The sequence below is a fragment of the Agrobacterium sp. LR_9 genome, assembly GCF_041954855.1.
GTDB classification, from domain to species: domain Bacteria; phylum Pseudomonadota; class Alphaproteobacteria; order Rhizobiales; family Rhizobiaceae; genus Agrobacterium; species Agrobacterium leguminum.
Genome location: NZ_JAVAYA010000009.1, coordinates 1 through 23,587, shown reverse-complemented (window position 1 = coordinate 23,587; position 23,587 = coordinate 1). Strand labels below are relative to the sequence as shown.

Annotated in this window: 21 protein-coding genes; 10 read left to right on the top strand and 11 right to left on the bottom strand. The window is 59.6% G+C overall.

The window, feature by feature from the left end:
* Nucleotides 1-26: 26 nt before the first annotated feature.
* The gene (locus tag RAC79_RS12450) at nt 27-3,698 is read right to left on the bottom strand and encodes a response regulator (protein WP_174039559.1); all 3,672 of its coding nucleotides are present in this window, start codon (nt 3,696-3,698) and stop codon (nt 27-29) included.
* A gap of 506 nt (nt 3,699-4,204) precedes the next feature.
* Here RAC79_RS12450 and RAC79_RS12445 point away from each other — a divergent pair.
* The gene (locus tag RAC79_RS12445) at nt 4,205-5,677 is read left to right on the top strand and encodes a DEAD/DEAH box helicase (RefSeq protein WP_078051724.1); all 1,473 of its coding nucleotides are present in this window, start codon (nt 4,205-4,207) and stop codon (nt 5,675-5,677) included.
* A 137-nt stretch (nt 5,678-5,814) separates the two neighbouring features.
* On the opposite strand, the gene RAC79_RS12440 is transcribed toward RAC79_RS12445, so the two are convergent.
* The 4 genes from RAC79_RS12440 to RAC79_RS12425 form a co-directional block, all read right to left on the bottom strand.
* Nucleotides 5,815-6,723: a DMT family transporter gene (locus tag RAC79_RS12440; RefSeq protein ID WP_174039560.1), complete on the bottom strand. Its 909-nt coding sequence runs from the start codon at nt 6,721-6,723 to the stop codon at nt 5,815-5,817.
* Nucleotides 6,724-6,884: 161 nt separating this feature from the next.
* Complete coding sequence (locus tag RAC79_RS12435; protein WP_003520528.1) at nt 6,885-7,274, bottom strand: DoxX family protein; 390 nt, start codon at nt 7,272-7,274, stop codon at nt 6,885-6,887.
* 241 nt (nt 7,275-7,515) lie between these two features.
* Nucleotides 7,516-8,133, bottom strand: coding sequence for a L,D-transpeptidase (locus RAC79_RS12430; RefSeq protein WP_065655057.1), 618 nt, complete (start codon nt 8,131-8,133; stop codon nt 7,516-7,518).
* Nucleotides 8,134-8,313: 180 nt separating this feature from the next.
* Nucleotides 8,314-9,210, bottom strand: coding sequence for a DMT family transporter (locus RAC79_RS12425; protein ID WP_174039561.1), 897 nt, complete (start codon nt 9,208-9,210; stop codon nt 8,314-8,316).
* Nucleotides 9,211-9,653: 443 nt separating this feature from the next.
* On the opposite strand from RAC79_RS12425, the gene RAC79_RS12420 reads away from it, so the two are divergent.
* The 7 genes from RAC79_RS12420 to RAC79_RS12390 all read left to right on the top strand — a co-directional run bounded on the left by RAC79_RS12420 (nt 9,654) and on the right by RAC79_RS12390 (nt 15,172).
* The gene (locus tag RAC79_RS12420) at nt 9,654-11,063 is read left to right on the top strand and encodes a circularly permuted type 2 ATP-grasp protein (RefSeq protein ID WP_065655059.1); all 1,410 of its coding nucleotides are present in this window, start codon (nt 9,654-9,656) and stop codon (nt 11,061-11,063) included.
* Nucleotides 11,064-11,066: 3 nt separating this feature from the next.
* Nucleotides 11,067-12,008 carry an alpha-E domain-containing protein gene (locus tag RAC79_RS12415; RefSeq protein ID WP_065655060.1) on the top strand — a complete coding sequence of 314 codons (942 nt, stop codon included), beginning with the start codon at nt 11,067-11,069 and terminating at the stop codon, nt 12,006-12,008.
* A 21-nt stretch (nt 12,009-12,029) separates the two neighbouring features.
* A complete protein-coding gene (locus RAC79_RS12410) occupies nt 12,030-12,851 on the top strand; it encodes a transglutaminase family protein (RefSeq protein WP_003520534.1) in 822 nt (273 codons plus the stop codon).
* A gap of 4 nt (nt 12,852-12,855) precedes the next feature.
* A complete protein-coding gene (locus RAC79_RS12405) occupies nt 12,856-13,452 on the top strand; it encodes a bifunctional 2-polyprenyl-6-hydroxyphenol methylase/3-demethylubiquinol 3-O-methyltransferase UbiG (protein WP_174039562.1) in 597 nt (198 codons plus the stop codon).
* Between the two features lie 117 nt (nt 13,453-13,569).
* On the top strand, nt 13,570-14,034 hold the full coding sequence (locus RAC79_RS12400; RefSeq protein ID WP_080856679.1) for a GNAT family N-acetyltransferase: 465 nt from the start codon (nt 13,570-13,572) through the stop codon (nt 14,032-14,034).
* Nucleotides 14,035-14,084: 50 nt separating this feature from the next.
* Nucleotides 14,085-14,495 carry a VOC family protein gene (locus RAC79_RS12395; RefSeq protein ID WP_174039563.1) on the top strand — a complete coding sequence of 137 codons (411 nt, stop codon included), beginning with the start codon at nt 14,085-14,087 and terminating at the stop codon, nt 14,493-14,495.
* 23 nt (nt 14,496-14,518) lie between these two features.
* Complete coding sequence (locus RAC79_RS12390; RefSeq protein ID WP_080856681.1) at nt 14,519-15,172, top strand: histidine phosphatase family protein; 654 nt, start codon at nt 14,519-14,521, stop codon at nt 15,170-15,172.
* Between the two features lie 187 nt (nt 15,173-15,359).
* Here RAC79_RS12390 and araD1 read toward each other — a convergent pair whose 3' ends face one another.
* The 4 genes from araD1 to chvE form a co-directional block, all read right to left on the bottom strand.
* A complete protein-coding gene (gene araD1, locus RAC79_RS12385; RefSeq protein WP_149741145.1) occupies nt 15,360-16,355 on the bottom strand; it encodes a 2-keto-3-deoxy-L-arabinonate dehydratase AraD1 in 996 nt (331 codons plus the stop codon).
* Between the two features lie 120 nt (nt 16,356-16,475).
* Nucleotides 16,476-17,672 (bottom strand): sugar ABC transporter permease GguB, encoded by a 1,197-nt coding sequence (gguB, locus tag RAC79_RS12380; protein ID WP_065655067.1) that lies wholly within the window; start codon nt 17,670-17,672, stop codon nt 16,476-16,478.
* Entirely contained in the window at nt 17,669-19,207 is a 1,539-nt protein-coding gene (gene gguA, locus RAC79_RS12375) for a sugar ABC transporter ATP-binding protein GguA (RefSeq protein ID WP_003520541.1), read from the bottom strand. Before gguA ends, gguB begins: the two co-directional genes overlap by 4 nt.
* 90 nt (nt 19,208-19,297) lie before the next feature.
* Nucleotides 19,298-20,362 (bottom strand): sugar ABC transporter substrate-binding protein ChvE, encoded by a 1,065-nt coding sequence (gene chvE / locus RAC79_RS12370; protein ID WP_065655068.1) that lies wholly within the window; start codon nt 20,360-20,362, stop codon nt 19,298-19,300.
* 255 nt (nt 20,363-20,617) lie between these two features.
* Between chvE and RAC79_RS12365 the strand changes: the two genes are divergently transcribed.
* Both RAC79_RS12365 and RAC79_RS12360 read left to right on the top strand, forming a co-directional pair.
* The gene (locus RAC79_RS12365; protein ID WP_020808912.1) at nt 20,618-21,622 is read left to right on the top strand and encodes a LysR family transcriptional regulator; all 1,005 of its coding nucleotides are present in this window, start codon (nt 20,618-20,620) and stop codon (nt 21,620-21,622) included.
* 71 nt (nt 21,623-21,693) lie between these two features.
* Nucleotides 21,694-22,170 carry a hypothetical protein gene (locus RAC79_RS12360; protein WP_065655069.1) on the top strand — a complete coding sequence of 159 codons (477 nt, stop codon included), beginning with the start codon at nt 21,694-21,696 and terminating at the stop codon, nt 22,168-22,170.
* 54 nt (nt 22,171-22,224) lie between these two features.
* On the opposite strand, the gene RAC79_RS12355 is transcribed toward RAC79_RS12360, so the two are convergent.
* Together RAC79_RS12355 and RAC79_RS12350 are read right to left on the bottom strand one after the other, a co-directional pair.
* Entirely contained in the window at nt 22,225-22,488 is a 264-nt protein-coding gene (locus RAC79_RS12355; protein WP_174036329.1) for a hypothetical protein, read from the bottom strand.
* A 258-nt stretch (nt 22,489-22,746) separates the two neighbouring features.
* Entirely contained in the window at nt 22,747-23,253 is a 507-nt protein-coding gene (locus RAC79_RS12350; protein WP_003520548.1) for a MarR family winged helix-turn-helix transcriptional regulator, read from the bottom strand.
* Between the last annotated feature and the right edge of the window lie 334 nt (nt 23,254-23,587).

The following is a 23,587-nucleotide window of genomic DNA, read 5'->3' as shown; positions in this document are numbered from 1 at the left end:
AGCAGAGCAGTGTTTCGGTCGAAAAGTCACACGCCCGGCACGTCGCGGCGCGGCATGTTTTCGCCCAGCCATTGCGCGATCTTGTCTTCGAGCGTTTCCGGGCTGATGGGCTTCGACAGATAATCATCCATGCCCGCCTCCAGGCATAGTTCCCGATCCGCCTCCTGCGTATGGGCGGTAACGCCGATGATCGGCACATGCCGGCCGTCGGCGGCGGTCCGTTCCGCGGCGCGGATGGCCTGCGTCGCCTGATGTCCGTTCATGACCGGCATCGAAACATCCATCAGGATGATGGCGGGATTGTTCTCCTGCCACGCCTGCACGGCCTTCTTGCCATTGCCGACGATCAGAAAGCGCAGACCCGCCTGCTGCAATATCTGGGTGAAGACAATCTGATTGACGTCATTGTCCTCGGCCACCAGCACATCGACAAGGCTGGGCCGATGCCGCGCCAGCACCGCCGTCGATGCGGCATCGCGCTGCATTCTTTCGGCGGAGCCTTTTTCCGGCCGGACGGCGCCATCACCGAGACCTTCACGCGGGACCGGAGCTTGCCGGGCGCGTTTCAGCCGCACATCCCGCACCACGTCGAACAGGGTGGAGCGCAGGAGCCGCGCCCGCGCCGGCTTCATCAGATGCGCCTGCACATTGAGATCGGTAAACAGCGTCTCGTCGCCGACGACATCCATGGAGGTCAGGAAAACAATGGCGATGTCGTCAAAGCGCGCATCCGCCCGGATCCGCTCCACCACATCCAGCCCGTTCATGACAGGCATATGATAATCGAGAACGATGGCGTCGATGGAAAAACCGAGCGAGGCCGCCTCCTCAAGCACGGCGATGCCGGAAGGCCCGTCTTCCACCGCGTGGCCGTCTATGCCCCAACTGCGCAACTGCTCCGTCAATATGCGGCGATTGACGTCGTTATCGTCGATGACGAGCACGCGGATATCTTCGATCGCCACGGAAAGAAGCGGGAGGTCGCGCTGCCTCTCGGTCACCTGAAACGGAATATTGACCTCGAAGGTCGATCCCCTGCCGACATCGCTGACGACCTTGATCGCGCCGTCGAACAGGCCAACGAGACCGACCGTGATCGCCAGCCCCAGCCCCGTTCCCTCGTGCCGGCGCGTGGCGGAGCCGTCGACCTGACTGAACTTGTCGAAGATGGTTTCGAGCTTGTCGGCCGGAATGCCGATGCCGCTGTCTTCGACGCGCAGTGACAGGATGGCCTCGGAGGCTTCCGCCGAACGCGCCGAAAGCTCGACCAGCACATGCCCCACTTCCGTGAACTTGACGGCGTTTCCAACGATATTGGTGACGATCTGCCGAAAGCGGCCGGCATCGCCGATAACCTTGCCGAAGACAGAAGCATCGATGCGGACGATCAGCTCTATGTCCTTTTCCAGCGCCGCCGAGGACAGCAGCGACACCACATCCTCGACCGCCTCCGCCGGATCGAAGGGCACGCTGCGCAGCCTCATCTGCCCGGCCTCGATCTTCGAGAAATCGAGAATGTCGTTGATGATCGTCAGAAGCGCATTGCCGGACTTGACGATGATATCGGTAAAGGTCTTCTGGCGCGTATCGAGATTGGACTTGGCCAGAAGCTCCGCCATGCCGAGAACGCCGTTCATCGGCGTGCGGATTTCATGGCTCATATTGGCGAGGAATTCCGATTTGGCCCGATCCGCCGCTTCCGCACGCGATAGCAGCCGCTGCAATTCCTCTTCACGCAGCTTCATCTCGGTCACATCGGTGACGATGATGAGCCAGTAATTGCCGGAACTGTTGGTGGCCTCCAGATTGAGCCAGCTTTTGCCGGCGACATGGATGAGCCAGGAAAACGGCCGGTTGGCGGCGATATTCTCCCTCCAGGCGCGCAGCGTCTCCGCAGCCTCCCCGGCCGTGCCGAAATCGCCGCGCCCGGCGCAATGGGCGAAGAAACCAGACCAGTTGCAGCCCTTTTCCAGCAGATGCGGCGGCACGTCGAACATGCGCGCCATCGCCTCGTTGGACATGATGATCGTGCCCTGCTCGACCAGCACCAGCCCCTGCGCCATGGCGCGGGTAGCGCCCTGCATATATTCGCCGACCCGCTCCAGTTCGGCCTTCGCCTTGCTGATCTCAACATCGCGCATGCGCACATCGGTGACGTCGGCATAGGTGCTGAGGATTTTCCCGCCTTCGAGCCGGGTTTTCGAAATCACCGTGACCTTGCCGCTTTTGCTGCGCACCTCGCGGGGCGCAAAGACCTCCTCCTTCAGAAGCCGCTGCACCCGCTCGCCATAGACCTCATCGAAAGGCCTGTCGCCATAGTCATAAAGGCCGCTGTCGAAATTCATCTCCATGAATTCGCGATAACTTTTGCCGACAAGCGACTTCTCGCCGCCGATCTCGCCCCAGACCTCATAAAAGAACGGATTGACATATTCGATGACGAGATCGGCGCTGAGCAGCAGCACGCCCACCGGCAGGGCATGCAGAACCGCTTCGAGCTGGCGGTGCAGCGCCTCAGCCTCGGCCTGCGCGGCGATCAGCGCCTTTTCCCGGTCCTGCAACAGGCTGGCATCGGTGACCGAGCCCACCAGATAATAGTCGTCATCCGGCGTCGCGACCCGGCCGAGCCTTGTGATGACGGGAATGGCGCCGCCATCCGCAAGCGGAACGCTTCCGGTCTTTTCAATGGCTTCCCCGGTTCGCAGAATATGCTCGTTTTCCCGCTGGAACTGCGGACCTTCCTCCGGAAACATCTCGCATTCGGTCTTGCCGATATGGTCGGCGAGGCTGCCGCCCAGAAATTTCTCATAGGCCGCATTGGCAAAGGTAAGCCGCCTGTCCTGATCCCGCAGGAACACGCCGACCGGCAATTGCTCAAGCGCGGCGCGCAGAAGCCAAGTCTCGCGGATCTGCGTGCTCAGAAGCGTCTCATGCGCCTTGAACTCGGTGACATCCACCCGCAGTCCCACCAGCATGCCGTTTTCCAGCCGCTTGTTGACCATGCGCACCCAGCGGCCATCGGCAAACTGCTCCACCCTTTCGAGATAGGGCAGGGAAAAATCCCGCAGTTGCTCCTGCATCCACCCTTCGAACGCCGGATCGCCGGCCTTCGCATCGCGGTAGCCGCTCGAAAAATAAATCGCCCTCATCAGCGTCTCGAGCGGGACGCCGGCCTTCAGGTCGACACCGAGCGCGCTGTAGAATTCCCTGAAGCGGGTATTGCAGTAGACCAGCCGGTTTTCGCGGTCATAAATCACGATACCCGCATCGACGAGATCGATCACGCCGCTGCCGAACAGCAGCTCCGAAGCGCTGTCGGCTTGCGGAAAAACCTCCACGGCGGCGGACGGCATATCCTCGAACGCTTCGAACAGGAACAGATTGCCGTCGTCACCGGTGAAACGTTCGCAGCGAAGCGTGTATGGCCCGGACGCCCCCCCACCATGGCAGGCAATCATCTCATCCGTGGCGAAGACCAACGAGCGGCGCTCCCTGTCCTCGCGCTCGGCATCGCGAATATCGGCGGAAAGGGAAAGGCTGGTGTGTCCCTTGAATGCCCCGGGCGGGCGCCCCATGATCCGGGCATAGGCGGAATTGACCGCGATATAGCGAAGTTCGCTGTCCTTGATGCACGCGGGCAGGTCCAGGGCGGCAACGGCCCTGCAAGCCTTTTCCAGCAACCCGCAGCCTTCGGTCAATCGATACTCCACACCTTGCAGTCCATTTCTGTCGAATCAAATATTTCCGGACGCCGTCGCAAAAAACGTTATGTGAGAAAATCGATCTTTGCTATGTATCCGACGGTGTCGTTACCCTTTTTTAACCATAATTCTTCGCTGGCGCCCGCGCCGTCCCGGCAATCGCCGGCTACCCCACGCATGGCTGCCATGCGCCCTCCAGCGGCGGCGTTACAAAACTATCGCTTGACTTTGACGCACAAAACGCCCACATGGCCCTCAAGCTTTCACCTTCGGCAGCCGCGTGAGCTGCAGCATATGACCGGAAAGACGTCCTTAAAATAAGGAATCTGGCCCGCATGAAGGAAAAGCGCAAAGAATACAGAAGACGGCATGTGCCGCACTGATGCGCAGAAAGTTATTCCAACCCACAAGTTCCCAATTCACGCGGGGTTCTTGACGCCGAAACCGCCGGACAGCAGCCCTGTTCAGGACGATTGGTTTTTGGCGCCCCGAAAGGCATTATATTGACCAGTTTTAGCGAACTCGGCCTCTCCGAAAAGATTGTGGCCAGCGTTACCCAGCTTGGCTATACGACCCCTACTCCCATTCAGGCAAAGGCCATTCCGCTGCTGCTCGAAGGCCGTGACCTGATCGGCCTCGCACAGACCGGCACCGGCAAGACCGCCGCTTTCGGCCTGCCCATCATCGAAATGCTGATGAAGCAGGCGGACCGCCCGGCAAACCGCACCTGCCGCACCCTCATCCTCGCCCCCACCCGCGAGCTGGTGAACCAGATCGGCGAGAATCTGCGCTCTTTCGTGAAGAAGACGCCGCTGCGCATCAACCAGGTGGTCGGCGGCGCATCGATCAACAAGCAGCAGCTTCAGCTCGAAAAGGGCACGGATATTCTGGTGGCGACCCCCGGCCGCCTGCTGGACCTCATCGCCCGCAACGCCATCTCGCTTTCCAAGGTCACCTATCTGGTGCTCGATGAAGCGGACCAGATGCTCGATCTCGGCTTCATCCACGATCTGCGCAAAATTTCGAAGATGGTGCCGGCCAAGCGCCAGACGCTGCTCTTCTCGGCCACCATGCCGAAGGCGATCGCCGATCTCGCCCACAGCTACCTGACCGATCCGCTCAAGGTGGAAGTGACCCCGCCCGGCAAGGCAGCCGACAAGGTGGAGCAATATGTTCACTTCGTCGCCGGCAAGAACGATAAGACCGAGCTTCTGAAAAAGTCGCTCAACGAAAACCCGGATGGCCGCGCCATCGTGTTCCTGCGCACCAAGCACGGTGCTGAGAAGCTCTACAAGCATCTCGAACATATCGGCTTCAAGGTCGCCTCCATCCACGGCAACAAGAGCCAGGGCCAGCGCGAGCGCGCTCTCAAGGGCTTCAAGGATGGCGAGATCAAGGTGCTGGTGGCAACCGACGTCGCTGCCCGCGGCATCGACATTCCGGCCGTCACCCACGTCTTCAACTACGACCTGCCGGAAGTGCCCGACGCCTATGTCCACCGCATCGGCCGTACCGCCCGCGCCGGCCGCGACGGCATCGCCATTGCGTTTTGCGCCCCCGACGAAACCCGCCTGCTGCACGACATCGAAAAGCTGATGAAGATCGATATTCCGGTCGCCTCCGGCGAACGCCCGGCCGGTCTTGCCAGCCCGACGCGCCCCAACAACAACCGCGGCGGCCGCAACAACAATGGCGGCCATCAGCGCGGTCCCCGCGAAGGCGGCCGTCACAACGGCGAATCCCGCCCGTCGCGCCACCACGCACCGCGCGAAGCGGACAACGATCTGGAAGTCACCTCCGACTTCAAGCGCGTCAAACAGGCTGAAGGCGACGCAGGCCGCCCGGCCGGCCCGCGCAAGCACCGCCGCCCGGCCCGCAAGCCCGGCGGCAGCGGCGCCAACCGCCACGCCCCTGCCGGCGGCAACGGCCAGGAAAAGCGCGCTTCCGGCAACGGCCATCGCGGCCGCAACCGCTAAGTTGCTCTGAGTGGATTAAGGACGCCCGGCATTGCCGGGCGTTTCTTCTCCCCGCCGGGGAGAAGAAACAAGCGGCACGCGCTCGCCAATAATCAAGCCCCGCAGCCACAGCCAGCCAGCGCGGCTTTGCTTTCCCCTCACCCGCCCTGTGCGACCGCACGACGCCGTGACGGCAGGGTCATGGCCAGCACGCCGGCAATGACGCAGACGAGCCCCACCCACATGGCAGGTGTCGGCATTTCCCCCAGGAACGCCATGCCGATGGCGACGCCGACCGGCACCCTGAGATAGGCCTGGGAGGTGGTGCCGACGGAGCCCAGCGTCTGCATCAGCCGGAAATAGATCATAAAGGCGAGCGCGGTCGAAAAGACGCTGAGGCACAGGAGCGCCGTCAGTGAGGCCGCCGAAGGCGACAATGTCCAGGGCCGGTCGACGATCAGGCTCACGGGCAACAGGAAAACAGCGCCGCAGATAAGCGAACCCGCTGCCGGCATGATCGGATCGAGCCCCTTGAAATTTTTACTGAAAATAGCCGCGCAGGCATAGGAAAAAGCCGCCGTCAGCACGGCGAGCTGGCTCCATATCGCCTCGCCCGCGCCGCTCAGCGCTTCGACACCGATGATGAGGCACACGCCCGTCATGCCGGCAATGGTGCCGAACAGCTTGCGCCCGCTGACCGGCTCATGGCGGATAACGAGTGCGGTGAGAAGAAAGGTGAAGATCGGCGTCGTCGCATTGAGAATGACGGCAAGACCGGCATCGATGCTCTGTTCCGCCCAGGCGATCAAGGTGAAGGGCAGAACGCTGTTTACGCAGGCCTGAATGAAGAACAGCCGCCACGTCGCCACATCCGTGGGCAGGCGCAGCCCGCGCAACCGGATCACCGCAAAGAGCAGCAGACCGGCGATCAGGGTTCTCGAGGCGATGAAGGTGATCGGCGGTATCGTCTCCACCCCGATCTTGATGAAGGTATAGGATGCGGCCCACAGCGTGGACAGCAAGGCAAGAAACAGCAATTCGCAGGCGATGGGGTTCTGGGAGGTCACGGATCGATTTTCCAACTGCGTTCAGGATGGCCCGTTCTTAACCCGAAAACAAGCATCTATGCTTCGGCCACGGCCGAAGTTTTAATCCTTCTCAAAAAAAAGCTCCGCACGGCGTGACCATGCGGAACTTCTGCAAAAGAGATCGATGACGGGTCGGGCAATCAGGCCCGGCGCTCATCCACCGAGAAGGCGCCCGGACCGGCAACGAACAGATAGAGGAAGATGAAGCAGAACAGGATGGCGGCGTCGCCACCGTTCAGGGCCGGGAAGAAATTGCTCGGCGCATGCGCCATGAAATAGGCGACCGCCATCTGGCCGGACAGGATGAAGGCGACCGGGCGTGTGAACAGGCCGATCAGCACGAGAATGCCGCCGACGAGTTCCAGCAGCGCCGCCACCAGCAGCATCGTCGGCAGGGAGCCATCCATCTGCGATGCCGGAAAACCGAACAGCTTCTGCGTTCCATGCGAAATGAAAAGCAGCGCCGTCATGATGCGCAGCGCCCCGAGTGCCTGCGGGCGATAGCGGGAAAGAGAGTCGAAAGTTGCCATGTTCATGTGTCCCCGTTGAAGTGGTGCCGCGCTCGATACAGTGCATTTAGGCCTTTATGGATACACGTCTCGAACACCGGAAATCACGTTTCCGATATAGCAGAACTCCCTTAAATATAGAAAGGGAGGCATTCTACACATGGTTGATTTTCCAGCATAAAATTGACCGTCTGCCGAAAAAATCAACTCAAGGATACAGGCATTTTCTGGCGTGGCAAAGGCGGAAAAATCCGCCTCTTCCTCACGCCTGCAAGACGACGACCTTCGAACCGACCGGCACGCGGCTGTAAAGATCGATGATGTCGTGGTTCAGCATGCGGATGCAGCCGCTCGACATGGCGTGGCCGATGGATTGCGGCTGGTTGGTGCCGTGCAGACGGAACATGGTGTCGTTGCCGCCGCGATAGAGATAGAGCGCGCGTGCGCCGAGCGGATTGTTCGGGCCGCCCGCCATGCCGCCGGCGAATTTCAGATTGCGCGGATCGCGGCGCATCATGTTCGCGGTCGGCGTCCAGGACGGCCATTCCGCCTTGCGGCCGATATAGGCATCGCCCTTCAGCGCAAGACCCTGCCGGCCGACACCGACGCCGTAACGCATGGCGCGACCATCGCCCATAACGTAATAAAGCCGCCGCGCCGGCGTATCCACCACGACCGTTCCGGCCGGGTGCATGGTATCGTAGGTGACTTCCTGCCGGCGCAGTTCCGGCTTGACCTTGTCCAGATGCATGGCAGGAAGCGGGAATTTCTCCTCCGGCTTTGCCGCATAATTCAGCCTCTGCTGGCCGATGCCGGTATTCGCGCAGCCGGCCAGAAACAGCGGCAATCCGAACAGAACACCACGACGTGAAATAGACATGTAACCCCCGCCAAATCTTTGGATTAACGAGAGGTATAATTTTATGGTTAACAAAGCCCTAATATGAGGTTGTGGTAATTAAAGAATTTCCAGGAAAAGTGGAGCCCGGCTTTCCGTCCGGAAATGCAGCAAAACAAAGAGTTAGAGCGCTTTCGCTGCTCGAAGAAAAGCGAAAAGGCTCTAACGTGCGACAACCGCTGCGGCAGGTTTGCGATTGGCGAGATAAACCCCCGTCACCGCCAGAACGGTGCCGGCAATCATGGCCGGTGTCAGCGTTTCGCCGAAAAGCAGTGCTGCTTCCACCGCCGCAAGCGGCGGGACGAGATAGATCAGCGAGGCGGCCCGCGAGACCTGCCCGCGTCGGATGAGATAAAGAAGCAACGCCACGGCACCGATGGAGATCGCACCCACCGACCAGGCAAGCGTGGCGGCAAGGCCGAGGCTCCAGTCCACATGCCCATCCTCCAGCAAAAGCGCGAAGGGCACGGTGACCAGCAGCGCACCGACATATTGCAGTGTGGCCACCGCCATGATGTTTCCGCCATGGACATATTTCTTCTGGTAGAGCGTGCCATAGGTAACCGAAGTCATGCCCAGCACATTCACCGCCACGGCGTAGAGCGGCACCGACAGGCCGACAGCACCGGTGGCCATGACCTTCGGCAGCACGGCAATGGCAATGCCGGCAAAGCCGATGAGCAGGCCGGCGCGCTGCAAGGGCGAGATCCTTTCACCGATCATGTAGCGGGCGGCCACCGCCGTCATCAGCGGCTGCAGACCGGCGATGATGCCGCCGATCGCCGCTGGCACGCCCTGCCCTATCGCCCACCAGATCATGCCGAGATAAAGACCGTGCAGGAAGACGCCGGAGAGGATCGCCCGGAAGATATCGGCACGCCGCTCAGGCCACTGGATGGAAGAAAAGCGGCAGATCGCCCACAGCAACGCCCCCGCCAGCAGATAGCGCAGACAGAGAAAGGTTAGCGGTCCGGTATAATAGACCGCATATTTGGCGGTGACCCAGCCGGTCGACCAGAGAAAAACGAAGATGGCCGGAGCCAGACGGTCGAGCGACATGGGAACATCCCCTGTGCCGCACCATGCCCGTAACCGGACACGGTGCGGGAAAGGCGGCGAATTGATATTTCTGCGGCTTCACGCAAACCGGCGAAAGATCGAGCCGGGTATTCAGCAAGGCGGTATCCGCATCCCGACGAAAGGTCAAAGGCGTTTTCGTGATCGCATCTTTCAGATTTTCTGATGCGACGCCCTATATTCATCAACCGAAAGCGAGCGACTAAAATTTATGCATTCGCCCACGGCGCACACAGTACCGTTACCCCAATACGCGCCTCGTCCCCGCGCAACCAATTTTCTAATGCCGCATTTATAGGCTGAAACCGAAAAAACGCTTCTTTTTTAAAACTCTAGGGCGGTAAAAAATCTTCTCGGGGAGGCCTGCATAGTTCTTGCATTGCATTTAGCGTTGTATTCATATGGCAAAAAAGGGGACATCGAAGTTGGCATTTGACGAAATGATAAATGCGGACGACACGCCGCGAAGCCCATATGAAAACTATAACGAGTGGTACAGCCGACAGGACAGGGCGCACCTGATCCAGAAATCAAAAGACGCGGAAAACATCTTTCGAAAAACCGGTATTACTTTCGCAGTCTATGGCCATGCCGACAGTTCAGAAAAACTGATCCCCTTCGATATTATCCCGCGCATTATCTCCGGCCGCGAGTGGCGCAAACTGGCCCAGGGTATCGAACAACGCGTCCTCGCCCTCAATGCTTTCCTCGACGATATCTACCATAAACAGGAAATCATCCGCGCCGGCCGCATTCCCCGCGAAATCATCGAGAAAAACGAAGCCTTCCTGCCGGAAATGATCGGCTTCACCCCACCCGGCGGCGTCTATACCCATATTGTCGGCACGGATATCGTCCGCACCGGCGAAGACCAGTTCTACGTTCTGGAAGACAATGCCCGCACACCGTCCGGCGTCAGCTACATGCTGGAAAACCGCGAAACGATGATGCAGATGTTCCCGGAACTCTTCCACGAAAACCGCGTGCGACGGGTGGAGGATTATCCCTATCTGCTGCGCCAGTCGCTAGCTTCGCTCGCACCGCCCGGCTGTTCCGGCAAGCCGCGTGTGGCGGTTTTGACGCCCGGCATCTATAATTCCGCCTATTACGAACATTCCTTCCTCGCCGACATGATGGGCGTGGAACTGGTGGAAGGTTCCGACCTGCGCGTCATGGACGGCAAGGTCAAGATGCGCACCACCCGCGGTTATGAGGCCATCGACGTGCTTTACCGCCGCGTCGATGACGACTTCCTCGACCCGCTGACCTTCCGGCCGGATTCGGCGCTCGGCGTTCCCGGCATCATGGATGTCTACCGCGCCGGCAACATCACCATCGCCAATGCCCCGGGCACCGGCATTTCCGACGACAAGGCGATCTATTCCTACATGCCCGAGATCGTCGAGTTCTATACCGGCCGCAAACCGCTTCTGGAAAACGTGCCGACCTGGCGCTGTTCGGAGCCGGACAGCCTGAAATACGTGCTGGACAACCTCGCCGATCTCGTCGTCAAGGAAGTTCACGGTTCGGGCGGTTACGGCATGCTGGTGGGCCCCACGGCGACGAAACGCGAACGGACGCTGTTTGCGGAAAAGCTCAAAGCCCGTCCTGCCAATTACATCGCGCAGCCGACGCTGTCGCTGTCCACCGTGCCGATCATGGTGAAGAACGGCATTGCGCCGCGCCATGTCGATCTGCGCCCCTATGTGCTCGTCTCGGACAAGGTGCAGATCATTCCCGGCGGCCTGACCCGCGTGGCGCTGAAAAAGGGCTCGCTGGTGGTCAATTCCAGCCAGGGCGGCGGCACCAAGGATACCTGGGTACTGGAGGATTAAGCCATGCTGGGCAGAACGGCAAACGGGCTCTACTGGATGTTCCGGTACATCGAGCGCGCTGAAAACATCGCCCGGCTTATCGATGCGGGCCTGCGCGTTTCATTGACGCGCTCGGGCAGCGGCGATGAGGACTGGGATGGCGTGCTGCAAAGTGCGGGCGTGCGCGAAGCCTTCCTTGAAATGCACAAGAAGGTGACGGCGGCGGACGCGATCGATTATCTGCTTCGGGAAAAATCGAACCCTTCCAGCGTCATGTCCTGCATCGAGGCGGGCCGCAACAATGCCCGCATGGTGCGCACGGCGCTGACGCGCGAGACATGGGAAGCCACCAACGAATTCTGGATCGAGCTGAAGAACATTCTCGGCCGCAAGCTCAACCATGCCGAACTACCGCAGACCATCGATGTCATCAAACATCGCGCCGGTCTGGTGCGCGGCGCCTTCCACGGTTCGATGCTGCGCAACGATCTCTATAACTTCTCCCGCATCGGCACTTTCATCGAGCGCGCCGACAACACGGCCCGTATTCTCGACGTCAAATATTACGTGCTGCTGCCGGCGGTCGCGCATGTGGGGTCGTCGCTCGACAATGCGCAGTGGGAATCCATCCTGCGTTCGGTCTCGGCGCACCGCTCCTATGGCTGGGTCTACGATGCGGAATACAAGCCCGCCAACATTGCTGACTTCCTCATTCTCAATGGCCGCATGCCGCGCTCGCTGGCCTATTGTTATGAAAAGATCGCCAGCAACCTCAATTACATCGCCGAGGATTACAGCGAGAGGCACAAGGCGCACGACACGGCCGAGAGCATTCGCGACAGCCTGCGCGCGACCACCATCAGCCGGGTGATGGATGAAGGCTTGCACGAATTTCTGGAGAGATTTGTCAACCGCAACGGACAATTGGGACAGGAAATCACGGAAGGCTACCGCTTCTATCAATAAGCGCGTGGACGGGGACAGCTTATGCGTCTGAAAATCACCCATACGACGGAATATGTCTATGACGAGCCGATGCCCTATGCGTTGCAGCGGCTGCGCCTGACGCCACAGACCGGCCCGGGCCAGACGGTGGAGAACTGGGATGTCTCGGTCGATGGCGCCACCGTCGAAGTGACCTATGACGACCATTTCGGCAACCGCGTTGCGCTGGTGGAAACGGAAGGCCCGCAGCAGCGGGTGAAGGTGGTGGCGAGCGGCACCGTGAACACCGAGGACAAGGCCGGCGTGTTCGGTTACCACATCGGCAATGCGCCGCTGTGGCTTTTCCTGCGCGAGACGCCGCGCACCAAACCGGGAAAGCTCGTGCGCGAACTGGTGAAGGTGAGCGCCGGCGACAGCGAGCTGGCCCGCCTGCATGACCTGATGGAAAATATTCACCGCAAGGTGGAGTATGTGCCGGGCGCAACCGATATCGAAACTACGGCGGAAACGGCGCTGGAAGCGGGCAAGGGTGTCTGCCAGGACCACGCCCATATCCTGATTTCCGCCGCCCGGCTGATGGGCCTGCCGGCCCGTTATGTTTCCGGTTATCTGATGATGGAAGAGGTGGAGGAACAGACCGCCACCCATGCCTGGGCCGAAGTGCATCTTCAGGGGCTGGGCTGGGTGGGTTTCGACGCCGCAAACAATATCTGCCCCGACGACCGCTATGTGCGCATCGCATCGGGCCTCTGCTACCGCGATTGCGCGCCGATATCGGGCATGCGCATCGGCCCCGCCGGTGAGACCCTGAATGTGTCGGTCACCGTGCAGCAATCGCAGGGCCAGAGCCAGTCGCAAAGCTGACACGATGACCGGCAGGGACGACGACACAATCGGCTTTTATACGGGTAACGCCGCGGCCTACACGTCGCGCGGGCAGGCGGCGGATCGCCCGCATCTGGAAACATTCCTGGCGCGGCTGCACGAGGGGGCACGCATTCTCGAGCTGGGATGCGGCGGCGGGCAGGACAGCGAATTCATGCTGGCCGCCGGTTACGATGTCCACCCCACCGACGGAACGCCTGAAATCGCCAAAGCGGCGCAAGCCCGGCTCGGCATTCCCGTCCGGACATTGCTGTTCGAGGATATCGATGAGAGTGCGCGATATGACGGCGTCTGGGCCAATGCCTGCCTGCTGCATGTGCCTCGCCCTGCCCTGCCGGGCATTATCGGCTGCATCCACACCGCGCTGAAACCGGGCGGCGTTTTTTATGCCAGCTTCAAGGCGGGAGAAGCGGAAGGCCGCGACATGTTCGGCCGTTATTATAATTACCCTTCGAAGCCCTGGCTGGAGGACGTTTACGCACAGTTTGACTGGGCGGTGGTGGAGATCGAGGCGAGGCAGGGCAGCGGTTATGACAAGCTCCCGACCGCATGGCTGCATGTGACGGCAACGAAACCCTGACCCCGCGCGACAACTTGACAGTTGCGAAACCCCGTCCCACCCGGTTTAATCCCCGCATCGATTTGAAAGCATGATCCGGCTTCAGCCTGCGGGAGGAAAGCCGGCCGGGAGACGGCTTTGTACAGCATTTCCGACTATCGCGACTGCCAGTCGCATGGACCCGTCATCGCCGAACGGGTCTGGACGGCATGGTGGCAGGATAGCGGCCTTCAGGTGGGCGACGTCGCCGAGCACCTGAAGGACATGACCAACCCCCATACGCTGCCCACCGGCTTCGTCGCCCATGACGGCAGCGATTATGTCGGCTCCGCATTCCTCATCCATTGCGATCTGGAAGAACGTCCGCAATATCTGCCCTGGGTCGCAGCCCTGTGGGTGGAAGAAGACCGCCGGCGCTCGGGCGTGGCGCGAGCCTTGATGCAGGCCGCGACGCAAAGGGCAGCCGAACTTGGCCACGAGACCAGCTATCTCTGCTGCCAGCGGGGTCTCGAAGCCTATTATGTCAACTGCGGCTGGACCGTTCTGGAACGTGGCGTCGGCAAACACGACCTGACGGTGCTGACCTACACAACAGGTAAATAGGTTTCCGCCGCGATCCGCCGCCGGAAACCCCTGAACCGCCGGGAGGAACCATGCAACCGCCAACCGCCATTATGGAAACCGCGCTCTACACCGACGACCTCGACGCCGCCGAAGCTTTTTATCGGGATGTTTTCGGGCTGGAAGTGGTACGCAGGCTGCCGGGGCAATTCATCTTCTTCCGATGCGGGCAGCAGATGCTGCTGCTCTTCGACCCCGAGCAATCCCGCCGGGCCGACCCCGACAATCCCATCCCCCGCCACGGTGCGGTGGGGCAAGGTCATTTCTGCTTTTACGCCAGGGACAAGTCGGGGGTGGACGGCTGGAAGGCGCACTTCGAAGCGCTCGGAATTCCCATCGAACATTATCACCGCTGGCCGAATGACAGCTATTCCGTCTATATCCGCGATCCCGCTGGTAATTCGGTGGAGGTTGGGGAAGGCAAGCTGTGGGGGATTGAGTAAGCCCAATACCCGGAAGAAACGCTATGAAGAACATTTTTGTCGTCACGCACACTCAGTCCATCCACCATGTCGAAAACAAGGTCGGGGGTTGGTATGACACCGAGCTGACACCCAAAGGCGTGGCAGATGCGGAAGCAACAGCTGCTAAGCTTATGACCTTGATTGGCAGTGCATCAATCGAAATCTTCAGCTCCGATCTTCTCCGGGCCTCCCAGACTGCGGCAATCGTTGCTGAACATCTCAAGCGCCCTTTTGAAATCACAAATGACCTGCGAGAAATCAGCTACGGTTCGGCTGGCGGCATGCCACAGGAATGGCTCGACGCCCGCCAAATCCCCGCTCAGGACCACAATCGGATGGATCACCGAGGCGGAATCGCCGATGCCGAAACGAGACGTGAGGTGGCGGAAAGAGTGTATCGCTCTGTTAACACCATTATTTCGCGGCCATGCCCAACACAGATCATCGTTACCCATGGCTTTGCCCTTACCTTCGTCATCGCAGCATGGATCAAGATGCCAATAGAAAGCGCCGGCTATGTCAGCTTTCCGGCGCGGTCTGGAAGCATTACCCACCTAAGACAAGATGACTATTGGCAAAGTCGATCCGTTATTGCTTTGGCGGATGTTTCCCACCTGAAGGCAAGCTGTGGGGGTTCGGGTGAGGCAAGCGCCTGACAGTTGCCCGACACACAAAGGGATAACGGGATGAAAGAGGTATCATTTTGCGCATCCTCGGGCTCGTCCCGAGGATCTATCCACGTCGCTTAAAATCAATCGGTCGCAGGTCCTCGGGACAAGCCCAAGGATGACGTCGAGGGAGGGATGACCCACCCCCGACCATTTTTCACGCGCAGTCCGCAGATCAGATCTGGCGAACGGTGATCTCTTCTTCCGCATCCACGGCCAGCGGGTTCTTCAGCGGCAGGCCGAAGCCGGCGGCTTCGATTTCGAAGACGTCGCCCGCTTCGGGCTTGATGCCTTCTGCGAAGGAGAGCGTCGCAGTGCCGAACATGTGCACATGCACGTCGCCGGGCGCGCGGAACAAGCCGTATTTGAAGTGGTGATATTCGAGGTTCGCAAAGGTGTGAGACATGTTGTCCTCACCCGAAACGAACGGCTTTTCGAAGATAACCTTGTCGCCGCGGCGGATGCGCGAGGTGCCACGAATATCCGACGGCGGGGCGCCGACGCGGATTTCCGGGCCGAAGCTTGCCGGGCGCAGCTTGGAATGGGCGAGGTAGAGATAGTTGATCCGCTCGGTGACGTGATCGGAAAACTCGTTCGAGACGGCAAAGCCGATGCGCACCGCTTCGCCCTTATCGGAGATCACATAGATGCCAGCCATCTCAGGCTCTTCGCCGCCATCGAGCGCGAAGGAGGGAGAGGTGAGAGCCGCACCCGGTGCTGCCGCCACATGGCCGTTGCCCTTGTAGAACCACTCGGGCTGAACGCCCTTTTCACCGGCCTTGGGCTTGCCGTTTTCAAGACCCATGCGGAACATCTTCATGGAATCCGTCAGGCTTTCTTCCGCCGCTTCCGTGGTCTTCTTGTGCATGCTGTCGCGGGTCGCGGCCGAACCCAGATGGGTGAGGCCCGTGCCGGTCAGATGCAGATGCGCCGGATCGGGATGGGTGATCGGCGGCAGGAAACGGCCTTCGGCATAGGCCTTTTCGAGATCGACGGCATCGCCCAGACCATGGGCGGAAATGACATCGGCAAGGCTCTTGCCGCCATTGGCGGCTTCCATGGCAAGCGCATAAACCGACGCCGCACCCTTGACGGCCTGCGCCTGCCCGCCTTCTTCGCGAACGGCTACGGTGATCTTGCCACTGGCATCTTTGATCTGTGAAATGAGCACGGGATTTCCTTCCTCCGGCGCAACGCGCCTTTATCTCTTCTACGCGGCACATAACGCCTGCATCTTATGAAAGTGGCCGGAAACCGGCCACTTTTTTGACTTGCTATGTGGGTTGGGCAATCAGCCCTTGTTCTTGTTGTAAACGTCGAAGAACACGGCGGCGAGCAGCACGAGGCCCTTGACCATCTGCTGGAAGTCGATGCCGAGGCCGACGATCGACATGCCGTTGTTCATGACGCCCATGATGAAGGCGCCGATGACCGCACCGGTGATCTTGCCAACGCCGCCGGATGCCGAAGCGCCGCCGATAAAGCAGGCCGCGATAACGTCAAGTTCGAAGCCCACACCCGCCTTCGGCGTCGCCGAATTGAGGCGTGTCGCGATGATCATGCCGGCAAGACCGGCCAGCACGCCCATGTTGACGAAGGTGAGGAAGCTCAGGCGCTCGGTGTTGATACCGGAAAGCTTGGTCGCCTTTTCATTGCCGCCCATGGCGTAGATGCGACGGCCGATGGTGGTGCGGCGGGTCACGAAGCTGTAGAGCGCTACGAGAACAAGCATCACGATCAGCACGTTCGGCAGGCCGCGATAGGTGGAAAGCTGGTAGCCGAGGAACAGGATCGCGGCCGCGATCAAAAGGTTCTGGGCGATGAAGAAACCGAAAGGCTCGACATCGATACCGTGCTTCACGTTCACGACGCGACGGCGCCATGCGAGATAGAACAGTACGACGGTAATCAAGACCGTCAGGATCATCGAGGTGGTGTTGAGACCTTCAATGCCGCCGATATCAGGCAGGAAGCCGGTGCTGATGATCTGGAAATCGGTCGGGAACGGACCGATGTTCTTGCCGCCGAGCACGAACAGCGTCAGGCCGCGGAACACCAGCATGCCCGCCAGTGTCACGATGAAGGACGGGATGCGGTGATAGGCGATCCAGTAACCCTGTGCAGCACCGATGATGCCGCCGATGACGAGACAAATCAGCGCCGCAAGGAACGGGTTCATGCCCCATTGCACGGTCAATATGGCCGCTATCGCGCCGACAAAGGCGACGATGGAGCCGACCGAGAGGTCGATATGCCCGGCCACGATGACGAGCAGCATGCCCAGCGCCATGATGACGATGAACGAGTTCTGCAGAATGAGGTTGGTCAGGTTCACAGGGCGGAACAGGATGCCGCCGGTGTAGAACTGGAAGAAAACCATGATGGCGACGAGCGCGATCAGCATACCGTATTCGCGAATATTGGCGCGAATATAGGACGAGATCGAGACGACGTTACTTTCTTCGTTTGTGGTGTTTGCCGAACTCATGAGTTCTTCTCCCCTGAGCGCATGATAGCGCGCATGATGCTTTCCTGGCTCGCCTCTCCCTTCGGCAATTCAGCGACGATGCGGCCTTCGTTCATGACGTAGATGCGGTCGCAATTGCCGAGCAGTTCGGGCATTTCCGATGAGATCATCAGAACGCCTTTGCCGTCGGCAGCGAGCTGGTTGATGATGGTGTAGATTTCATATTTCGCGCCGACATCGATACCGCGGGTCGGTTCATCGAGGATCAGCACGTCGGGATTGGAGAACAGCCACTTGGAGAGCACGACCTTCTGCTGGTTGCCGCCCGAAAGATTGACCGTTTCCTGAAAAATCCCCGACGAGCGGATGCGCAGGCGCGTGCGAAAATCGCTCGCCACCTTCATTTCCTTGATGTCGTCGATGATGCTGGCACTCGACACGCCGGCCAGATTGGCAAGCGTGGTATTGTGCAGAATGTTGTCGTTGAGCACGAGACCGAGATGCTTGCGGTCTTCCGTGACATAGGCGAGACCCGCATCGATGGCCTTGCGCACGGTGCTGACATCGACCGGCTTGCCGTCGATCAGCACTTCGCCGCTGATCTTGTGGCCATAGGATTTGCCGAACACGCTCATCGCAAATTCGGTGCGCCCGGCACCCATCAGACCGGCAATGCCGACGACTTCGCCCTTGCGCACGGTAACGTTGATATCGTGCAGAACCTGGCGGTCGCGGTGCTGCTGGTGATAGGCGTTCCAGTTCTTCACTTCGAGAATGGTCTCGCCGATCGGCACATCGCGCGGCGGATAACGATCCTCGAGATCGCGCCCCACCATGTTGCGGATGATGACATCCTCGCTGATTTCTTCCTGATGACAGTCGAGCGTCTTCACCGTCATGCCGTCGCGCAAAACGGTGATCTGGTCGGCCACCTTGCGCACTTCGTTGAGCTTGTGGGTGATGATGATCGAGGTCATGCCCTGCTTGCGGAATTCCATCAGCAGGTTCAGCAGCGCCTCGGAATCGCTTTCGTTAAGCGAAGCCGTCGGCTCATCGAGGATGAGCAGTTTCACGCTCTTCGACAGCGCCTTGGCGATTTCGACGAGCTGCTGCTTGCCCACGCCGATATCGGTGATCAGCGTCTCCGGCGATTCCTTCAGACCCACCTTCTTTAAAAGTTCGCGGGTACGGTTGAAGGTCTGCTGCCAGCTGATGACGCCGCTCGAAGCGACCTCGTTGCCAAGGAAGATGTTTTCCGCAATCGACAGAAGCGGCACGAGCGCCAGCTCCTGGTGAATGATGATGATACCAATATCTTCACTGTCGTTGATGGCGCGAAAATTCCGCACAGCGCCTTCATAGTGGATTTCGCCCTCATAGGTGCCGGCGGGGTAAACACCGGAAAGGACCTTCATCAAGGTCGACTTCCCCGCGCCGTTCTCACCGACGAGTGCGTGGATCTCACCCTCTTTAACCTTGAGGTTGACGTTCTCAAGCGCTTTCACGCCCGGAAACGTCTTGGTGATGTTCCGCATTTCGAGAATGGTATTGGCCATATCGCAATCCAGCGCCCGATTAATTCCGGCGTTTTTATTTTTATGGAAAAACGGGGATGACGCCAAGTCATCCCCGCATGTGTGTCGAGCTTATTTCAGCTGGTCTTCCTTGTAGTAACCGCCATCGACGAGAACCTGCTTGTAGTTCTCCTTGGTCACTGCAACCGGCTTCAGCAGGTAGGACGGAACGACCTTGACGCCATTTTCATAGGTCTTGGTGTCGTTTACCTCAGGCTCCTTGCCTTCCATCACGGCGTTGACCATGTTCACGGTCACCTTGGCGAGTTCGCGGGTGTCCTTGAAGATGGTGGAGTACTGTTCGCCGGCAATGATCGACTTGACGGAAGGAACTTCAGCGTCCTGACCGGAAACGACCGGCAGCGGCTGGTCCTTCGTGCCATAACCAACGCCCTTCAGCGAGGAGATGATGCCGATGGAGAGACCGTCGTAAGGCGACAGAACGGCGTCAACCTTGGCGTCGGTGTAATAGGCAGACAGCAGGTTGTCCATGCGGGCCTGGGCCGTTGCCGGGTCCCAACGCAGCGTACCGACCTTGTCCATGCCGGTCTGGCCGGACTTCACGACGAGCTTGCCGCTGTCGATGTAAGGCTGGAGAACCGACATCGCGCCGTCATAGAAGAAGAAGGCGTTGTTGTCGTCCGGGGAGCCGCCGAAGAGCTCGATGTTGAACGGGCCCTTGCCGTCCTTCAGGCCGAGCTTGTCGACGATCGAAGTCGCCTGCAGAACGCCAACCTGGAAGTTGTCGAAGGTGGCGTAGTAGCTGACGTCGCCGCTGTTACGGATCAGGCGGTCATAAGCGATGACCTTGATGCCCTGCTCGCCGGCCTGCTTCAGCACGTCCGACAGCGTCGTGCCGTCGATCGATGCGATCACGAGGACCTTGACGCCCTTGGTGACCATGTTTTCGATCTGGGAAAGCTGGTTCGGAATATCGTCATCGGCATATTGCAGGTCGGTCGTGTAACCGGCTTCCTGAAGCTGCTTTACGATGTTGTTGCCGTCGTCGATCCAGCGTGCGGACGACTTGGTCGGCATGGCGATACCAACGGAACCCTTGTCCTGTGCGAAAGCCGGCACTGCGAAAGAAGCAGCACCGATGGCACAAGCCGCCATCAGCGAAATAATGGACTTCATTAACTCTCTCCCTTGAGCCCTTCTCTGGAACCCGCATGCTGCGGTGCACCATGAAATTCATGCCGTCAGAGGAAGAAGCCGCATTGCGCTTATTCCGATTTCGCAATTGCGAAATGGAACAGCTGCCGCTCCTCCCCGGCATTCCGCAAATTGTTCTGAATCCATATAACTGTCAAATAGAATAAATCAGTTTCCATATATCAATTATGATATATTAAATCGATACAAAAACCGATGAGGGGTATAAAACCACGAATGAACAACCAAAAAGTGTATGAGCAGGCGCAAACAACGGATGCCCTTTTCGTCTTTGAGGACAACCCTTTGCTGCGGGCCGGATTGAAGATGAGCCACCTGCGCATGCTGGTCATGATCGAGGAGCACGGGCAGGTCAGCGCGGCCGCCGCCGCCATGAACATGACGCAGCCGGCCGCCTCGCGCATGCTCTCGGAAATGGAGGCGATCGTCAAATCACCCCTTTGTCAGCGGGCTTCGCGCGGCGTGGTGCTGACGAAATTCGGCGAGGCGCTGGCGCGGCGGGCGCGCACCATATTGCTGGAACTGCGCGAGGCGAGCCGCGAGCTGAACCAGATGAAATCCGGCAGCGGCGGCTCGGTTTATATCGGCGCCGTCACAGCACCTGCGATCAGCCTCGTGGTTCCCGCCATAAGGCGCGCCATGGACACCTATCCCGGAATCGAAATCAACGTGCAGGTGGAAAGCAGCAACGTGCTGGCCCGCGAACTGCTGGCGGCCCGGCACGATTTCATCATCGGCCGGATACCGGACGATTTCGATCCCGGCCTCTTTTCCATCCATGAAATCGGCATAGAGCGCGCCTGTCTGGTGGTGCGCGAAGGCCACCCGCTGCTTCGCGGCGAGCCCGTGACCCTGCAGGATCTCTCCGGTTACGACTGGGTCTTCCAGCCGCCCGGCGCGCTTTTGCGCAGAACCATGGAGGATGTGTTCCTCACCCATGGCGTCGCCATGCCGCGCAACGTCATCAACACGCCATCCGTGGTGCTCACCCTTGCACTCGTCTGCAACACGGATGCCATCGCCCCGATCGCGCAGGACATGGCCGAATTCGTTGCCGGCCAGCAGGCCGATATCGGCCGAACCCGGATATTGCCGACGGATTTCGAACTCGTCGTAAAGCCATACAGCATCATCACCACCAAGGGTCGCGTTTTGCCGCCCAGCGCCCGCCTGCTCTACGATCTGGTTCTGGATGAAAGCCGCAAGCTGACCGGCCCGTGACGGCGGCAAGCCAGACACCACCTTCATGATCCATAAAGGCCGGATAGTCAGACCGGCGAGGGAAAAGCCGCATGCTCTTCGGACAATCCGTCTTCCAGTCGGTCGTCGACAGGCTGAAACACGAAAAAGAAACGGAAGAGGAAGGCGCGGAGCCGCCACCGCCCGCCGGTCACCGCATTGCCGGTTTCAGCTCGGGCTTTGTTATCGATACACATATTGAAACGCCGCCCCCCGCGAACGGCAATCTCGATGCCTATCTCGCCTTCCTGGCCGACCCCGCGCCACCGCCCGAGCCGGAGCCCGAACCGGAACCGATGCCGGCCCATCTCGAAAAGACGTCGCTTGCCGATGTTTCGGCGGAACTGGCGATCCACGACACCGACACGGCCGCAACGCTTGCGGAAAAGCGCCGCGCCTTTGCCCGCCTCAATCATCCCGACCGGGTGAAACCGCAGTTCCGGCACAATGCGACGCTGCGCATGACCGCGGCCAATCTCCTGATCGACCAGGCGATACGGATGCTCCGGGCACGGGAGCATTTCCGGTAAAACGCCGGACGGCCTTATCTCGCAAAATACATGAAACGAAAGATATGAAGCGCTTCAGCCCGCATCGTTCCTGTCGGTGGGCGCGCTTTCGGCGGCAGGCTCATCCGCGCCATTTCCGCTCTTGGCAGCATCGCTTGCGGGTTTGAACTTCAGCAGCAATTCATAGGCCGCATAAGCGCCGATGCCAGCAACGATGGTTCCCCAGAAAAACTCGCGATTGACGAATTCGATGACGGCCCACGCGGCGCAAAAGCCGACGATGAGCAACCGGACCCATAGGGGACGATAAAGCGGATGACTCGTATCGATATTCAGCATGGCATTCCCGTCCCGGGCCTTTCCAGTCGATCGCATGATTGCGGTTCCACGCCCAAAGGCGTGAAGGTGCTTATGCGTCTTGGCGGTTTCACAGGAAAATTGCAACGCAATTCAGCCCCGCTACCGATCAGGCTGGCGTGAAAAATTAGCGCAGGAAGACCGTCGCCGGTGCCGAAGGCAATGGCAAGACGGGAATATCAGCGCACAGGCCGCACCTTGCGGCGGCCAGCGCCCGGATTGCCCCGCTCTCGTCGAAGCTCAGTCGCGCAGGCGTCCGAGCAGCGCCAGAAGCTGGTCGCGGGCCTTCTTGCCGCCGATCCTGTCGATCAGCTTTTCCTCACGATCCCGCCAGGTGTTGGAAAGCCGGTCGAGAAGGCTGCTGCCCTCCTCCGTCATGTCGAGGAAATGAACGCGCCTGTCCTCTTCCGATTTGCGGCGGACGAGTAGTCCCTTTTCTTCCATGCTGTCGACGATGGCGACGAAATTGGCGCGCTGTATGCCGAGCGCTTCGGCCACATCGCTCTGCTTGAGACCCGGATTGCCGCCGACGATGACGAGAACGGAAAAATCGGCCGGCCGTAACCCCTGCTCCGCCAGCACATCGGCAAAACCGTTTGCCACGGCAAGTTGCGAGTGCCGCAAATGATAGCTGATCGCAGTCGTCAGCAACCCGTAGTCGATAGCCGTGATATGCGCCGCTTCCGCGCTGCCGCTTTCGGCCTTTTCCGTCCGCGGCCCGTTGCTGTGTGCCAATCGCAAAGCCATCCGATCCCCCGCCTGATTCGTTCCTTTACCTTGTCGAAATCATAACCGACAACGTCATGAAACTGTATCCCAAATAAATGTAGATGATACTAATATTGTATAATAATTTGACAGTTAATCGCTGGAAAAGCAAACCCGGACTCCGGATCGCCACCCGGCCAACGAAAAAAGTATGACTATTTACCCGCCAATTTTGAGGGGATGAAATCGCGTCCCGCGCCGCATTTGAAAGGCGTTGCCCTCATCCGACCGCCTCTACGTGAAAGCGGCAAAACAGCGGCACGCCCCGGCAATAACATACTACTGATAAGGGAAAACCCGTTCCGGCAAAAAG

Bases quoted from the DNA above. Each gene is read 5' to 3' on its own strand.
- RAC79_RS12435 (WP_003520528.1), bottom strand. From the start codon at position 7,274: ATGGCAACTTTCGACTCTCTTTCCCGCTATCGCCCGCAGGCACTCGGG.
- RAC79_RS12430 (WP_065655057.1), bottom strand. From the start codon at position 8,133: ATGTCTATTTCACGTCGTGGTGTTCTGTTCGGATTGCCGCTGTTTCTG.
- RAC79_RS12425 (WP_174039561.1), bottom strand. From the start codon at position 9,210: ATGTCGCTCGACCGTCTGGCTCCGGCCATCTTCGTTTTTCTCTGGTCG.
- RAC79_RS12415 (WP_065655060.1), top strand. From the start codon at position 11,067: ATGCTGGGCAGAACGGCAAACGGGCTCTACTGGATGTTCCGGTACATC.
- RAC79_RS12410 (WP_003520534.1), top strand. From the start codon at position 12,030: ATGCGTCTGAAAATCACCCATACGACGGAATATGTCTATGACGAGCCG.
- RAC79_RS12405 (WP_174039562.1), top strand. From the start codon at position 12,856: ATGACCGGCAGGGACGACGACACAATCGGCTTTTATACGGGTAACGCC.
- RAC79_RS12395 (WP_174039563.1), top strand. From the start codon at position 14,085: ATGCAACCGCCAACCGCCATTATGGAAACCGCGCTCTACACCGACGAC.
- RAC79_RS12390 (WP_080856681.1), top strand. From the start codon at position 14,519: ATGAAGAACATTTTTGTCGTCACGCACACTCAGTCCATCCACCATGTC.
- gguB (WP_065655067.1), bottom strand. From the start codon at position 17,672: ATGAGTTCGGCAAACACCACAAACGAAGAAAGTAACGTCGTCTCGATC.
- gguA (WP_003520541.1), bottom strand. From the start codon at position 19,207: ATGGCCAATACCATTCTCGAAATGCGGAACATCACCAAGACGTTTCCG.
- chvE (WP_065655068.1), bottom strand. From the start codon at position 20,362: ATGAAGTCCATTATTTCGCTGATGGCGGCTTGTGCCATCGGTGCTGCT.
- RAC79_RS12365 (WP_020808912.1), top strand. From the start codon at position 20,618: ATGAACAACCAAAAAGTGTATGAGCAGGCGCAAACAACGGATGCCCTT.
- RAC79_RS12360 (WP_065655069.1), top strand. From the start codon at position 21,694: ATGCTCTTCGGACAATCCGTCTTCCAGTCGGTCGTCGACAGGCTGAAA.
- RAC79_RS12355 (WP_174036329.1), bottom strand. From the start codon at position 22,488: ATGCTGAATATCGATACGAGTCATCCGCTTTATCGTCCCCTATGGGTC.
- RAC79_RS12350 (WP_003520548.1), bottom strand. From the start codon at position 23,253: ATGGCTTTGCGATTGGCACACAGCAACGGGCCGCGGACGGAAAAGGCC.